The organism is Acinetobacter sp. A2 (genome assembly GCF_048537555.1).
GTDB lineage: Bacteria > Pseudomonadota > Gammaproteobacteria > Pseudomonadales > Moraxellaceae > Acinetobacter.
The window spans coordinates 509,189-524,052 of sequence record NZ_CP183239.1 but is presented as its reverse complement, the minus strand read 5'-3'; the positions used below and the strand labels follow the sequence as shown (position 1 = coordinate 524,052).

Genomic DNA, 14,864 nt, shown 5'->3' with positions numbered 1-14,864 from the left:
GTACAATAAACTGCTTATTTGCAGAAGGAATCAATCCATGCCACCATTTGTCTTGGTCGATGGCTCATATTTTCTATTTCGTGCCTTTCACGCACTACCACCATTAACCACGTCAACTGGTTTACATACCAATGCAATTCGTGGAGCAATCTCTGCGATTCAAAAACTCATGCGTCGCACCCAGCCAACCCACATGGCTGTTATTTTTGATACGCCTGAACCAACTTTTCGCCATGAATTATCACCTATCTATAAAGGTGACCGCCCAAGTATGCCTGAAGAGCTATCTCAGCAAATTCCATACTTACATGCCTTAATTCGTGCCTTGGGTATTCCGTTATTTATGCTGCCTGGCGCTGAAGCCGATGACATTATTGGCACACTGGCCAAACGTGCAGAGGCCGAAGGACAGCAAGTACTGATTTCTACTGGCGATAAAGACATGGCGCAATTGGTGACTGAAAAAGTCACCCTTGAAGACAGCTTCAAAGAAAAGCCGATGGATGTTCAGGCGGTGTTTGACAAGTTTGGAGTATGGCCTCATCAAATTATTGATTACCTGACCCTAATGGGCGATGCCTCGGATGGCATTATGGGCGTACCTGGTATTGGTGCCAAAACTGCAGCCAAATTGCTGACCGAATACGGCTCCATTGGTGCTATTTTAGAAAATGCCGACAATATTAAAGGCAAAGTTGGACAAAATATTAAAAATAACGCAGATGGCATCGCATTAGACCATCAACTGGCCAGTATCGTTTGTGATTTGGACTTGGACTTTGGTTATTCTGAGCTAAAACTACAAGAACCAGATGTCGAAGCCTTACGTAATTTATATACCGAACTTGAGTTCCGTAATCAGCTGCAATCGCTGGATCATCCAAATAATCCAAACAACCGTAATTATCAGCAAGCGGCAAAAACAGTGACACCACCGACAACCAGTGAAATTGCGACAGAAGATCAGGCCACTCAAAGTAGCGTAGATGATCAACTGGGTTCTGCAAGCTATCACACCATTTTAGATGCACAGCACTGGGATGCCTTACTGCAACGTCTGAATACGGCACAGCGTTTCGCATTTGATACGGAAACCACCAGTCTAGATTATCGAGTTGCGGAAATTGTTGGTTTTTCTGTGGCGTTTGATGCAAAAGATGCCTATTACGTGCCTTTAGCACATGATTATGTAGGCGCACCACAGCAGCTCAACCGTGATCAAATCTTGGCGCAAATCAAACCTATTTTAGAAAATAATGCGGTCGAGAAAATTGGGCACCATTTAAAATATGATGCGCATGTGCTTGAAAATCATGGTATTCATTTACAAGGTTGGTATTTCGATACCATGCTGGCATCTTATGTGCTCAACTCAATTGCAACTCGACACGGCATGGATGATGTGGCACGTTTATATTTAAGTCACCTGACTACATCGTATGAGCAAATTGCAGGCAAAGGCGTTAAACAAAAAACCTTCAATCAAATTGAAATTGAAACGGCTGCACACTACGCTGCAGAAGATGCGCATGTCACTTATCGTTTATATGAAGTGCTGTCTGCGAAGCTACAAAAACATCCTGAATTGGTCAATATTTTGCACAACATTGAAATGCCTGTGGCTCGTGTGCTGACCTGTATGGAAGAAAACGGCATTCAACTTGACCTGAAATTTTTAGATCAATTAGGTGTCGATTTTGCCCAAACCATGCAAGATTTGGAAAATCAAATTGTAAAGTTGGCTGGTGAAAACTTTAACGTCAGCTCACCTAAACAAGTGGGTGAAATTCTGTTTGATAAGCTTGGGCTTAAAGGCGGCAAGAAAACGGCCACAGGTCAATACAGCACCAGTGAAAGTGTTCTGGAAAAAATTGAACATCCGATCAGTGGCTTAATTTTAGACTACCGTGGCTTATCTAAGCTAAAAAGCACCTATACCGATGGTTTGCTGAAACAGGCAAATAAGGATACGCATCGGGTGCATACCAGTTATCACCAAGCCTTGACCGCAACGGGACGCTTATCTTCCACCGATCCAAACCTACAAAACATTCCTATTCGTACTGAAATTGGCCGCCAAATTCGTAAAGCCTTTGTTGCACCTGAAGGCCGTGTGCTGTTGGCAGCCGACTACTCACAAATTGAATTACGTTTGATGGCTCATTTTTCACAAGATGATGCCCTGCTTGATGCTTTTAATCACGGGCAAGACGTACACCGTCGTACTGCTGCAGAAGTTTTGGGTATTGCTTTGGAAGATGTGACTTCAGACCAGCGTCGTCAGGCCAAAGCCGTAAACTTCGGCTTACTTTATGGTATGTCTGAATTTGGCTTGATTCGTCAGCTAGGTTTTACTCGTGAAGAATCACAAAACTACATCAAACAATACTTCCAGCGCTATCCGGGCATTTATGAATATATGCAACGTACCCGCCAAGTTGCACTTGAACAAGGTTTTGTAGAAACCATTTTAGGGCGTCGCCTGTACACACCAGATATTGATGCACGGAATATGATGGTACGTAAAGCGGCTGAACGTGCGGCCATTAATGCACCACTGCAAGGTTCTGCTGCTGACATTATTAAAATGGCGATGATTGAAGTCGATAAAATGTTGCCTCAGGCACAGGCCAAAATGTTATTGCAAGTACACGATGAATTGGTATTTGAAGTCGATGCGGATGCTGCCGATGAACTTGCACCACAGTTGGCGCAAGTCATGCAATCTGTGGTGGAAATTTCTGTGCCATTACTGGTAGAAGTAGGTAAAGGCAATAACTGGGATGAGGCGCACTAAAGGATTAGTGCTTTTCACCTAAGCGAATGAAAGCAAAGACGGTAAATATTTGCCCTTTGAGTAAAAACAGCAACATCTTCGCCTAAACATTTCAGCCACAAAAAAGGACTCAATTGAGTCCTTTTTTGCTTTTAACCCCTAGGGCAAATTTAGAGTATTTCTTTACGCAATTGCTCTGGCGATTTCATTGAAAGTAAGCCTGGTGCAACATCAAAAGCGGTTTTAGCACCATACTGCTGCATTTGGTTTAAACGGTAGCAAGCACGTGCATAAGCGACGAGAACACTTGCAGTAAACTCGGGGTTACTCTCTAGTTTTAAAGAAAACTCAAGCACTTGCTTGTGTTCATCACTGGTGTTACCACTGCGAATCACAAAGCCACCATGCGGCATACGTTGGTGATCTTTAGCTAAAGTCGCTTCATCAATAAAGTTAACCGTGGTGTCATAATCTGCAAAGTAATCAGGCATGGTTACAATTGCTTGTTCCACAGCTGCTGCATCTGCACCATCTTCAAGTACCACATAACACTCACGGGTATGTTTGTCTTTGGTACTTAATTCAGGGCGCGAACCACTACGTACTTTTTCCATCGCTTCAGTTGAAGGAATGGTGTATTGCACGCCCGCTTTAACGCCATCCACACGACGAATTGCATCTGAATGTCCCTGACTTAAACCCTTACCCCAAAAGGTATACGTTTCGCCATCTGGCAACAATGCTTCACCAAATAAGCGGTTGATGGAGAACATACCAGGATCCCAACCAATAGAAATCATGGCAGTTTTCTGATTAGCTGTAGCTGGTGCATCTACAGCAGCATAATATTCAGGAATACGCGCATGGGTATCAAAACTATCGACAATATTGAACTGGCTAGCCAATACAGGGCCTTGCTGTGGTAAATCGTCTTTTGAACCACCACATAAAATAAGCACATCAATTTTGTCTTGGAAATCTGACAATGAATCTACGTGAAACATTTGTGTTTCAGCAAAACAAGGCGAAACCGCTTCAGGTGCACGACGAGTAAAAATACCCACCAATTGTAAATCTGGGTTTTTCTGGATAGCCGTTTCAACACCACGACCTAAATTGCCATAACCAGCAATACCAATACGGATAGAATTTTGCATAAAGACAAATCACTTCATCATGAAAAAATTAAAAAACAAATCAGATGATGATCTATTTTAAATCACCATCTTGATGCGTTTTGCATGCAGCACACAACACCACAGCAGAATTTCGAGGTGCAGAAGCGTGTTTATACTACAGTACTTTGCACCAAATTAAAGCATGAAGAATAACGAAAAAACAATCCATACTCTAAATTTCAAACAAACAAAAAGCCTGCAATGCAGGCTTTTTTTGCAACAGAATCAATACTGTTTTCAGGTCTAATACTTAAGTGTTTAAACTTAAGCACCTGTCTGATAATTCGGTTTTGGTACAGCAGTCGATGCTTGATAAGGATGGGTAAAGTCGGCTAAGCCGGCAGCTGCCTCGCTGACATCTTTACCTTCTTTGATCACGAAAGTATCAAAACCTGCACGCTTCATGTAGTTCAGTACATCTTTAAATACATCACCTACGGCACGAAGTTCGCCCTGAAAACCCTGACGGCGCAATAACGCTGCAAACGAATAACCACGACCATCATTAAAACCAGCGAATTCAATAAAAATCGCATCTAGTTCAGCAAGCGGAAATTCATGGTTTTCTGGAGAAGCATCTACGGTGAGATACAACGCTTTTTTACCTGAAACTTGCGCCAACTGATCAAGTTGCTCAACGCTTAACACTACATCACCTTGAGGTAATGCAGCATCTTCAGCAATCACTTGATAAGTATTTTCTGCAATCGTGCCATCTTTTGCGAGCACAGGCAGTGCGGTATTAAGCATAAGCACGCTCCTTAAATGGCTGGATGCCGACACGACGATAAGTGTCGATAAAATCTTCACCCTCGGTACGCAAGTCTAAATAGGTATTTAAAATTTCTTCCACGACATCTGGAATCACTTCAGCAGCAAATGATGGCCCTAAAATATCGCCAATTGAAGCGTCATGATCGGCATGACCACCGAGGGTAATTTGGTAGAATTCTGCGCCTTTTTTATCGACACCTAAAATTCCGATATTCCCCACGTGGTGGTGACCACATGCATTCATACAGCCCGAAATATTCAAATCCAATTTACCAAGGTTGTAGATGGTATCTAGATCATCAAAACGGCGTGAAATCGCTTCTGAAATTGGAATTGATTTTGCATTAGCAAGCGAGCAGAAATCACCGCCTGGGCAGCAAATAATATCGGTAATAAAGCCAATATGCGCACGTGCCAAGTTGTTGGCATCTAACACTTGCCACAAGGCAAATAAGTCTTTTTGTGGTACATCTACCAAAGCAATGTTTTGCTCGTGTGTGGTACGCAACTCGCCAAAGGTATATTGATCGGCCAAGTCTGCAATCAAATTCATTTCTTCGGTGCTCATGTCACCCGGTGCAATACCCGCACGTTTTAAAGAAATCGTGACAATGCGGTAACCCTGCACTTTATGTGCATTGGTATTGATGTTGAACCATTGCTTGAATTTTGGATACTGTGCAAACAGTTCGCTAAAATCTTCATCGGCATAGTTTTGATAAGCAAATGGCGTGAAGTTTTCATCCATTTTCTGCAAAGTTTCTGCATCAATTTTTAAAGTTTTCACTGTATGTGCAAACTCAGCTTCAACTTTTTCTGCAAATACTGCTGGCGTTAACGCTTTTACCAAAATCTTGATACGTGCTTTATATTTATTGTCACGGCGACCGTGTAAGTTATAGACACGCAATACTGCTTCTAAATAAGCAATCAAATCTTCACGTGGCAAGAATTCACGAATCACACTACCAATAATTGGCGTACGGCCTAAACCACCACCCACTTTAATTTGGTAACCCGTTTCACCTGCCGCATTTTTAACAATATATACGCCAATGTCGTGAAACGCAGTCGCTGCACGATCCACTTCTTCAAGTGCTGAAACAGCAATTTTGAACTTACGTGGCAAGAATGCAAATTCAGGATGGAAGGTAGACCACTGACGAATTAATTCACAAGTCGGACGAGGGTCGGCAATTTCACCTGCCACAACGCCTGCATATTGGTCTGTGGTGGTGTTACGAATACAGTTGCCTGAGGTTTGAATAGCATGCATTTGTACTGTTGCAAGCTCAGCTAGCATATCTGGCACATTTTCAAGTGCAGGCCAGTTAAACTGAATATTTTGACGTGTTGATACGTGTGCATAACCACGGTCATAGTCTTTGGCCAGCTGCGCCACTTTACGCAACTGCTTAGAGTTCATCAGACCGTAAGGCACAGCAATACGCAACATTGGCGCATAGCGTTGTACATACAAACCATTTTGCAGACGTAATGGACGATATTCGTCTTCAGTCAATTTGCCTGCTAAATAACGTTCCGTTTGGTCACGGAACTGTGCAACACGTTCATTAATCAGTTGCTGATCGAAATCAGTATATAAATACATGGCGTACAGCTAGTCATTTCTATTATCACGGCTGACAGCATAGCGAGATTCAATCTATCAACAAAATGTGTTTTTTACATATTTCTTAGCGATTTTATTGATAAGACATTGCAATGGCACAGCCTGCAAGCCTTTGCCGAAATTTCCAGACCTTTTACATAGCTATCACAAAATAATGCATGCTTTAGCACTTTTTATGCTAAAGCATCTATCTTCGTTTTTATTTCGTGTTTAAGTTGAGTTTCCTACATATTTTTAGCTATTGAGCATGATCACCATTGTCCTACACCTAAAGCCTGCCCAATATAGTCATAGCGCATTTTTGAACGTGAAAATTTAATAGGACAAGCCAACTGAGTTTCGGTTTGTGTGGCATTGCCTTGGATTGGAACATTTACAGTCCAACCACGCTGCTGTGCCAAGGGGGAATGTAAAGCTTCATCTAAAGTTAAAACTGGTTCTACACAAACATCGTGTTGTGCAAAGATATGCTGCCACGTGGCAAAATTTTGCGCTTTAATCTTGGCCTGAATGGCTTGTTTCACTTGTATATGGTCTTGCGGGTCTAAAGATGTGCCTTTTTCGAGCAAAATGGGCAAATCTAAAATTTGTGCCAAGCCTTGCATAAATTGTGGCTCTAAGCTGCCCACCGAAAGATAACGACCATCGGCCGTTTCATAATAGTCATAATAACTGCCTCCATTTAAGTAAGATTGCTCAGCATATTGAGGCAGCTGTGCCGCCAAAACAGCAGAAGCTGCCATATTATTTAATGTGGCAGCACAATCGGTCATCGAAATATCAATATACTGCCCTAAGCCACTGTGCTGACGCTCAATCACCGCACTCAAAATTCCAACCAAAGCATGCAATGAACCACCTGCTACATCGGCCACCTGAATACCTAGCGGTGGCGGCCCGCCTGCTTGACGTCCGCTGTGCCCTGCAATTCCCGCCAAGGCTAAATAATTAATGTCATGCCCTGCCCGATGTTTATAATCGCCCGTTTGCCCATAACCTGTAATGGAACAATAGATCAGTCGTGGATTAATTTTTGCCAAGCTGGCATAGTCCAGCCCTAAACGCTGCATCACACCAGGCCTAAATTGCTCCAATACAATATCGAACTCACCAATTTTGTCCAAAATCAATTGAATGCTGTCTGGCGATTTTAAATCGAGAGTAATGGACTGTTTGTTGCGGTTTAAATAACTGTGTGAAGTGGCCTGTCCATTGGCATAGGGTGGAAACATACGAATTAAGTCAGGCCTTGTCGCAGACTCAATATGAATCACCTCTGCACCCATATCTGCCAAATATAAACTTGCAAATGGGCCAGGCAACAAGGTGGAAAAATCTAAAACTTTTAAACCGTTCAGTGCATGTGTCATTGTTGTGATTACGCCATTTTTTCTGATTTTCCGTTTATCTTATAAACACTAAAACTGTAACACAATGTCATCTTCAGCCATTTACCTTGATCATTTCGGCAATTTATTATGTAAAATAAGTAAAATTGGTATTGTAAATTGCCAATTTCAATTTTTTAGCGTCATTTAGGTCAAGCTTACGTGAATACAAAAGAGACTGAAGGATTTAACATGAGCCGAGATACCATTAGTATCCATTTTGTCAATGCTGCGCTCACAGGTGTCAAACGACTCGGTATGGATGTCGAAACCTTATTATCTCATGTCGGTATTGAGGCGGAACTGCTGCGCCAACCGAAAGCACGTATTTCACCTGAACAATACACGCGCTTTATAAAAATGTTGTGGATGGTGACTCAAGACGAGCACGTTGGCTTTGACAGCCAACCACGTCGTTTAGGAACATTCGCAATTATGTGTCAATTGGTGATTCACGCCAAAACACTGGGCGATGCCTTAGAACTCTCCTCTCAATTCTACAAACTGTTTGGTGATGACTGGTCTGTAACCTTAGAACGTGACAAACACGAAGCACGCCTAGTGCCGTCTATTCCACAATCTATGGATCCTGATCACTTCATTACTGAAAGCATGTTAATGATTTGGCACGGCTTGGCCTCTTGGCTAATAGAGCGTCGCTTGCCTTTAGAGCGTGTGCATTTTGGCTATCCTCGTCCTGCACATGCAGATGAATACGATGCGCTATTCTTTGCACCTGTAATGCAATTTGATATGCCACGTACCGAAATTACCTTTGCAGCTGACTATTTGGATTTACCAATTCGTCAAACGCAGGAAACTTTAGACGAGTTCTTAAAAACTGCACCTGCACAATTGTTAGTGAAATTTAAAAACACCAATTCTTTAACTTCACGTATTCGCGATGTGTTAAAGAGTCAGATTGGCGAAGAAATGCCAACCCTGAACGATGTTGCTTCTATGCTGTACTTATCGCCACAAACTTTACGTCGTCGTTTGGCAGCAGAAGGCAAAAGCTATCAAGGGGTGAAAGATGCCTTGCGTCGTGATGCAGCGATTCACTTGCTACTCAATCCTGAACTGACCCTTGAAGATGTCGCACAACAAGTTGGCTTTAGTGAAACCAGTACCTTCCACCGTGCATTTAAAAAGTGGACTGGTGTAACCCCTGGTTTATATCGTCAGTTGCATGGTTATCATTAATTCACAACTAAAAATTCACACTCACCTGTGATTCCAGTTAATCGCCCTTGCACACTGCAAGGGCTTTTTTTAAGTACCACACAGCACTCTCCTCATCCACAACAGTAATCAAACCATACTGCAGTATTGGCAAAAAACTTCACTGACCTGTACCGTTCTCATCATTGCACTTCAGCATTTTCTGTTTACACTCAAAAGCAATCACTAAGAAAACTATCGACAAAGGATTGATTATGAGCGAGGCCTATATCATTGATGCCATTCGCACCCCGCGCGGCAAAGGAAAAAGAGATGGTGCTTTACATGAAGTAAAACCTATTCGCCTACTCACCACCTTATTGAATGAATTACAGCAACGACATAACTTAGACACCTCTCAAGTCGATGATATTGTTTTAGGCTGCGTCACACCTATAGGTGATCAAGGTGCAGATATTGCCAAAACTGCAGCAATTGCCGCAGGTTGGGACAATGATGTTGCAGGGGTACAAATCAATCGCTTTTGTGCTTCAGGCTTAGAAGCCGTTAATTTAGCAGCACAAAAAGTTCGTTCAGGTTGGGAAGATTTAATTGTTGCGGGCGGTGTGGAGTCTATGTCACGTGTGACAATGGGTTCAGATGGCGGTGCTTGGGCATTTGATCCTGAAACCAATATGGCCTGTGACTTTATTCCACAAGGTATCGGGGCTGACTTAATTGCCACACTCGATGGTTATAGCCGCACCGAGGTCGATCAATTTGCAGCTGCATCTCAACAAAAAGCAGCAGCAGCCCAAGTTTTAGGCTATTTTGAGCGCTCCATCGTACCAGTTAAAGATCAGGCGGGTGTGGTCATTTTGGCACAAGATGAATTTATCAAACCACAGACCACGGCTGAAAGCTTGGCTCAGCTTAAACCAAGTTTTGCAACGATGGGGCAAATGGGGTTCGATGCCATCGCCCTGCAAAAATACCCTGAAGCTGGACAAGTCAATCATGTGCATCATGCAGGCAATTCATCGGGTATTGTAGATGGTGCAGCACTGGTCTTGATTGCATCTGAACAAGCGGTACAGCAACAAAACTTAAAACCTCGCGCTAAAGTTTTAGCCACTGCATTGGTCGGCACAGACCCTGCGATCATGCTTACAGGGCCAGCACCTGCAGCACGTAAAGCCTTGGCCAAAGCAGGACTCAACATTGAAGATATTGACCTATTTGAAGTCAATGAAGCCTTTGCCGCTGTGGTGATGCGTTTTATCACGGAACTGAAAGTTGACCCTGCCAAAGTGAACGTAAATGGTGGTGCAATTGCCTTGGGGCACCCTTTAGGTGCGACAGGTGCCATGATTTTAGGCACTTTGTTGGATGAGTTAGAACGACAAGATAAAAAACGCGGCATGGCCACATTATGTGTAGGTGGTGGTATGGGAATTGCCACCATTATTGAGCGAGTATAAGGAGTACAAAATGAGCGCCATTCACTACCAAAAAAATGCCGATAATATTGTCATTCTAACTTTTGACTCGCCAAATCAATCTGCCAACACCATGAATGCAGACTTTCGAGATGCGCTGCAACAGGTCGTACAACAATTACAGTCCGATGAACAAGTAGCCGGCATTATCATGGCCTCTGCAAAAAAAACCTTTTTTGCAGGCGGTGACTTAGATGAACTGATTCAAACACAACCTGAACAGGCCAGTGCTTTTTTTGAAATGATTGAAAGCTTAAAAGCACAGCTACGTTATATTGAAACTCGTGGTATTCCTGTGGTGGCTGCCTTGAATGGCACAGCACTTGGCGGTGGTTGGGAACTGGCATTGTGCTGTCATCATCGTATTGCAATTCATAACCCCAAAACTAAATTTGGTCTGCCTGAAGTAACGCTAGGCTTATTACCAGGGGGTGGTGGAATTGTACGAATGGTGCGTTTACTAGGCCTACAAACTGCCCTACCACTTTTAATGGAAGGTAAACAACTGAGTGTAGAAAAAGCACAAAGTTTGGGTTTGGTGCATGAACTTGCAGACAATGAAACAGAACTGCTCAGCAAAGCCAGTGCATGGATTTTGGCACACCCACAATCTCAACAAGTATTCGATGCCAAAGGCTATAAAATTCCAGGCGGCACACCTGCAACACCTGCTGTGGCACAAATGCTTTCAATTGCCCCTGCCATCTTACGTGATAAAACCAAAGGCTGTTACCCTGCGCCTGAAGCAATTCTGGCGGCAGCGGTTGAAGGTGCTCAGGTCGATGTTGATACGGCGCTGCGAATCGAATCACGCTATTTTACTCAGCTTGCGACAGGCCAAATTTCTAAAAATATGATTGGCACGTTCTGGCATGGCTTAAATGCAATTAAATCTGGGATGAGCCGCCCTAAAGAGATTCCTGTCAATTCAGTACAAAAAGTCGGGATTTTAGGTGCAGGCATGATGGGCGCAGGAATTGCCTACGCAACCGCAACTAAAGGCATTGCGGTGGTGCTCAAAGATGTGTCTATTGAACAGGCTGAAAAAGGCAAAGCATACAGCCAAAAACTGCTCGATAAACAAGTTGCCCAAGGCCGTATCCATGCAGAACGTGCTGCACAAATTCTTGCCCAGATCCATCCAACCGCACAGGCAACAGATTTACAAGGCTGTGACTTAATCATTGAAGCTGTATTTGAAAATACTGCACTTAAAGCACAAGTTACACAGGAAGCAGAAGTATTTTTGCCTGAAGATGGTGTGATGGCCTCTAATACCTCGACCTTACCCATTAGTGAGTTGGCGCAAGCAGCACAAAATCAAAACCGTTTTATTGGTCTGCATTTCTTTAGCCCTGTCGATAAAATGCCGTTGGTGGAAATTATTAAAGGAAAAAATACCGATACAGCCACGTTGGCTAAGGCTTTCGATTTTGTGCAACAAATTGGCAAAACCCCAATTGTGGTGAATGACAGTCGTGGCTTTTTTACCAGTCGAGTGTTTGGCACTTTTGTACAAGAAGGTCTGCGTTTACTGGCCGAAGGCGTGCACCCTGCAAAAATTGAAATGGCAGCCTTAAAAGCAGGCATGCCTGTAGGCCCACTTGCCATTCAAGATGAAGTATCTTTAACACTGTCGGAACACGTGGCTCAGGAAGCGCGTAAAGCATTGCAAGCACAGGGCATAGATCGCGCCGCTTCTCCTGCAGATGATGTCATTCAAACCATGATTCATAAGTTTTCACGTCAAGGCAAAGCCGCAGGTGCAGGTTTTTATGACTACCCAGAACAAGGTAAAAAACAACTGTGGGCAGGCTTAAGCCACTGGTATAAAAACACTGAAATATCTGAACAAGACATGATTGATCGGTTCTTATTTGTGCAAGCGCTAGATAGCTTGCGCTGCTTAGAAGAAGGTGTTTTAGAATCTGTGGTTGATGCCAATGTTGGTTCAATTTTTGGTATTGGCTTCCCTGCATGGACAGGTGGTGCTTTGCAATTCCTGAATCAATATGGTTTAGATCAAGCTTTAGTACGTGCACAGCAATTATCAGCAGAATATGGTGAACGCTTTAATCCACCTCAACTCTTGCAAGAGCGTGTTGCTGCAGGTGCTAAAGTTATTTAGCCATTTAGTCCCATACTTCACAATTCAAGAGGGATACACCATCCCTCTTTTTATTTAATTAAAAATTACCCCAAAAAGGTAACACGCACAGAATTTAATCCGTTTTTTATGCATTTTATGTTATAAAGTTACATAATTTTAAGATATAGATTCAAATTGGGTAGATACACATGACTGAACACCTTACTCCTGAAAAATCGCCTTGGGGTTGGAAAGCACTCTTTATTTTCTGTATTTTGGGTGGAATATTCATGTTTATTTTCTGGTTGGCCGTTACCAATGAACCAGATTACATGCCAAGCCAGCAACAAAAGCAAAATACCCAACAACATGCGTTTAAAAATGCACCAGCTATGTCACAAGAAGCAATTGCAAAGGCACAAGCTGACCGTGAAGCTCGAGAAGCGTTAAAAGCTGCACCTACAGCAGATGCACATGCTATGACTGAAACTGAACATGCTGCTATGCCTGAAAGCCACGAGCAAGCACCTGCCAACACGCATGGACATTAATTTGCGCTAGCAGAAATCAATCAAAAAAATCGCCATGTTTCCAATGAAACATGGCGATTTTTTATAAAAGCCAAATAATAAAAATAAATGAGGAAAAATCAGAACTGCAAACGCATATCCACATGCGGAATACCACAGTCTAAATATGATTCACCTTCAACGTAAAAACCTAAACTTTGATAAAACGGAATTGCATGCACCTGTGCAGACAACTTGACCTCTGGGCGGCACTGCTGCCGTGCCAGTTGAATAATATGCTGCATCAACACACGTCCGAGACCTAAACCACGCTGCGACTTCAATACAGCCACACGACCAATACTATGATTTTCCAACAAGCGTGCTGTTGCAACAGCTTGCCCTGCTAGATAAACAACAAAATGCAAGGCAATTGCGTCTTGTGCATCCCACTCATCTTCAGGGGAAATGTGCTGCTCTTGTATAAACACCTGCTCACGAATGGGTTTAGCATCTGCAGCTAGGCGCGCCCAATCATCCGACTGAATTTCATAATTTTGCATTATTTACTCCAAGCCCATCGACCTTAGCATTTACAGCCAATCCCCTGCTGATCCCACTGATCATTCAACAACAATTCCAAAGAATGTTTCTGAATACCATACATGGCTTTCAGTTCGCGAATTTGAGCCAAAACTGCTTGATCAGGTTGATGAACATCTGCCCGCTTGGTCGCCAAAATCATTTTATTTTTACTGGTATGCTCCAACGAGACAAACTCAAACACTTTGGTGTCATAGCCATAGGCTTTAAGCAATAATGCACGAATGGTATCGGTCAACATTTCTGCTTGCTGTCCTGCATGAATGCCAAACTGCAACATTGGTTTAAGCACACTCGGACTTTGCAATTGTGGACGCAATTCTTTATGACAACACGGTGCACACATAATCATTTGTGCATTCAGGCGAATACCCGTATGAATTGCAAAATCTGTTGCCACATCGCAGGCATGTAATGCAATCATGACATCCAAGTGTTCAGGTTGATAGGTACGGACATCACCCTGAAAAAAGTCCAGCTGCTGAAAATCTGCCGCCTTTGCTACAGACTGACAAAACTCGACCATTTTCGGATTCAATTCCACCCCTGTAACCCAAGGTTTCAATTGCTGCTTTTGCAAATAATCATACAGTGCAAAGGTCAAATAGCCCTTACCTGAACCGAAATCCACCACACGCACGCTTTGCTCAGAAAGATGAATATGCGCCAATGCACCCGCAAAAATTTCAATAAATTTATTAATCTGTTTCCACTTACGCGCCATGCTTGGAATAATCTGCGCCTGCGCATCAGTAATACCTAGAGGCTGTAAAAAAGGACTACTTTGCTCGACATAGCGTTGCTTTTCACGATCATGCCCTTGTTGCTCTTTGGGTTTTGCAGCAGACGTTACCGCTTTACTCATACTGAGCATGGCTTTCTTTTTATTCTTTTTAAGCTGAATTTCTTGATCTAGGGTAAATAAATTCGCCTGTTTACAATCTGCCAATAACTGACTCAATTGTGATTGGGCTTGCGCCAAAGGATAATTTTTGGTGATATCCTGCGTTTTATGACGATACAAACAACTCAATACCTGCTCTTGATTGAGTTGAATAATACGCAGGGTAATTTTTTCTAATTGTTCCAATTCGCCTTTGTACTGGCTAAGTACCACACGATCAAGTTTTTGTGTATCAATGGCTTGCTGAAAAGCCTCCAAGAATTGTTGTTCCTGCACAGAGGGAGAAGCCAAAGTCGACATAGTGAAAACCTGAAAAAATTACAATTCAAGTTTAAATGTTATTACCCTAA

General features: G+C 42.9%; 11 protein-coding genes. 5 read left to right on the top strand and 6 right to left on the bottom strand.

All coding sequences use genetic code 11. The features are described 5' to 3' along the window. Positions 1-37 precede the first annotated feature (37 nt). Positions 38-2,797, top strand: coding sequence for a DNA polymerase I (gene polA, locus ACNS8M_RS02390; RefSeq protein WP_419225073.1), 2,760 nt, complete (start codon positions 38-40; stop codon positions 2,795-2,797). A 149-nt stretch (positions 2,798-2,946) separates the two neighbouring features. Here the strand turns inward: polA and ACNS8M_RS02385 are convergent, their stop codons facing one another. The 4 genes from ACNS8M_RS02385 to ACNS8M_RS02370 form a co-directional block, all read right to left on the bottom strand. Next, positions 2,947-3,933 (bottom strand): diaminopimelate dehydrogenase, encoded by a 987-nt coding sequence (locus ACNS8M_RS02385; protein WP_168542497.1) that lies wholly within the window; start codon positions 3,931-3,933, stop codon positions 2,947-2,949. A gap of 285 nt (positions 3,934-4,218) precedes the next feature. Beyond that, positions 4,219-4,704: a DUF934 domain-containing protein gene (locus tag ACNS8M_RS02380; RefSeq protein WP_168418878.1), complete on the bottom strand. Its 486-nt coding sequence runs from the start codon at positions 4,702-4,704 to the stop codon at positions 4,219-4,221. Then, positions 4,697-6,340 (bottom strand): nitrite/sulfite reductase, encoded by a 1,644-nt coding sequence (locus ACNS8M_RS02375; RefSeq protein WP_168418877.1) that lies wholly within the window; start codon positions 6,338-6,340, stop codon positions 4,697-4,699. The genes ACNS8M_RS02380 and ACNS8M_RS02375 overlap by 8 nt, the downstream gene beginning before the upstream one ends. 272 nt (positions 6,341-6,612) lie before the next feature. After that, a complete protein-coding gene (locus tag ACNS8M_RS02370) occupies positions 6,613-7,731 on the bottom strand; it encodes a CaiB/BaiF CoA transferase family protein (RefSeq protein ID WP_168461511.1) in 1,119 nt (372 codons plus the stop codon). A gap of 210 nt (positions 7,732-7,941) precedes the next feature. On the opposite strand from ACNS8M_RS02370, the gene ACNS8M_RS02365 reads away from it, so the two are divergent. The 4 genes from ACNS8M_RS02365 (at position 7,942) to ACNS8M_RS02350 (ending at position 13,049) form a co-directional block, all read left to right on the top strand. Beyond that, positions 7,942-8,952 carry an AraC family transcriptional regulator gene (locus ACNS8M_RS02365; RefSeq protein ID WP_168461512.1) on the top strand — a complete coding sequence of 337 codons (1,011 nt, stop codon included), beginning with the start codon at positions 7,942-7,944 and terminating at the stop codon, positions 8,950-8,952. Positions 8,953-9,185: 233 nt separating this feature from the next. Further along, positions 9,186-10,391, top strand: coding sequence for an acetyl-CoA C-acetyltransferase (locus tag ACNS8M_RS02360; RefSeq protein WP_168461513.1), 1,206 nt, complete (start codon positions 9,186-9,188; stop codon positions 10,389-10,391). A 10-nt stretch (positions 10,392-10,401) separates the two neighbouring features. Beyond that, positions 10,402-12,537, top strand: coding sequence for a 3-hydroxyacyl-CoA dehydrogenase NAD-binding domain-containing protein (locus tag ACNS8M_RS02355; RefSeq protein WP_419225072.1), 2,136 nt, complete (start codon positions 10,402-10,404; stop codon positions 12,535-12,537). 170 nt (positions 12,538-12,707) lie between these two features. Beyond that, entirely contained in the window at positions 12,708-13,049 is a 342-nt protein-coding gene (locus tag ACNS8M_RS02350) for a hypothetical protein (RefSeq protein WP_168461516.1), read from the top strand. A 98-nt stretch (positions 13,050-13,147) separates the two neighbouring features. On the opposite strand, the gene ACNS8M_RS02345 is transcribed toward ACNS8M_RS02350, so the two are convergent. Both ACNS8M_RS02345 and ACNS8M_RS02340 read right to left on the bottom strand, forming a co-directional pair. After that, a complete protein-coding gene (locus ACNS8M_RS02345) occupies positions 13,148-13,570 on the bottom strand; it encodes a GNAT family N-acetyltransferase (protein ID WP_168542489.1) in 423 nt (140 codons plus the stop codon). Positions 13,571-13,593: 23 nt separating this feature from the next. Beyond that, positions 13,594-14,814 (bottom strand): class I SAM-dependent methyltransferase, encoded by a 1,221-nt coding sequence (locus ACNS8M_RS02340; protein ID WP_168542487.1) that lies wholly within the window; start codon positions 14,812-14,814, stop codon positions 13,594-13,596. Between the last annotated feature and the right edge of the window lie 50 nt (positions 14,815-14,864).

What these genes read in the sequence shown, in the direction of transcription:
- polA (WP_419225073.1), top strand. Translation starts at nt 38, where the DNA reads ATGCCACCATTTGTCTTGGTCGATGGCTCATATTTTCTATTTCGTGCC.
- ACNS8M_RS02385 (WP_168542497.1), bottom strand. Translation starts at nt 3,933, where the DNA reads ATGCAAAATTCTATCCGTATTGGTATTGCTGGTTATGGCAATTTAGGT.
- ACNS8M_RS02380 (WP_168418878.1), bottom strand. Translation starts at nt 4,704, where the DNA reads ATGCTTAATACCGCACTGCCTGTGCTCGCAAAAGATGGCACGATTGCA.
- ACNS8M_RS02375 (WP_168418877.1), bottom strand. Translation starts at nt 6,340, where the DNA reads ATGTATTTATATACTGATTTCGATCAGCAACTGATTAATGAACGTGTT.
- ACNS8M_RS02370 (WP_168461511.1), bottom strand. Translation starts at nt 7,731, where the DNA reads ATGACACATGCACTGAACGGTTTAAAAGTTTTAGATTTTTCCACCTTG.
- ACNS8M_RS02365 (WP_168461512.1), top strand. Translation starts at nt 7,942, where the DNA reads ATGAGCCGAGATACCATTAGTATCCATTTTGTCAATGCTGCGCTCACA.
- ACNS8M_RS02360 (WP_168461513.1), top strand. Translation starts at nt 9,186, where the DNA reads ATGAGCGAGGCCTATATCATTGATGCCATTCGCACCCCGCGCGGCAAA.
- ACNS8M_RS02355 (WP_419225072.1), top strand. Translation starts at nt 10,402, where the DNA reads ATGAGCGCCATTCACTACCAAAAAAATGCCGATAATATTGTCATTCTA.
- ACNS8M_RS02350 (WP_168461516.1), top strand. Translation starts at nt 12,708, where the DNA reads ATGACTGAACACCTTACTCCTGAAAAATCGCCTTGGGGTTGGAAAGCA.
- ACNS8M_RS02345 (WP_168542489.1), bottom strand. Translation starts at nt 13,570, where the DNA reads ATGCAAAATTATGAAATTCAGTCGGATGATTGGGCGCGCCTAGCTGCA.
- ACNS8M_RS02340 (WP_168542487.1), bottom strand. Translation starts at nt 14,814, where the DNA reads ATGTCGACTTTGGCTTCTCCCTCTGTGCAGGAACAACAATTCTTGGAG.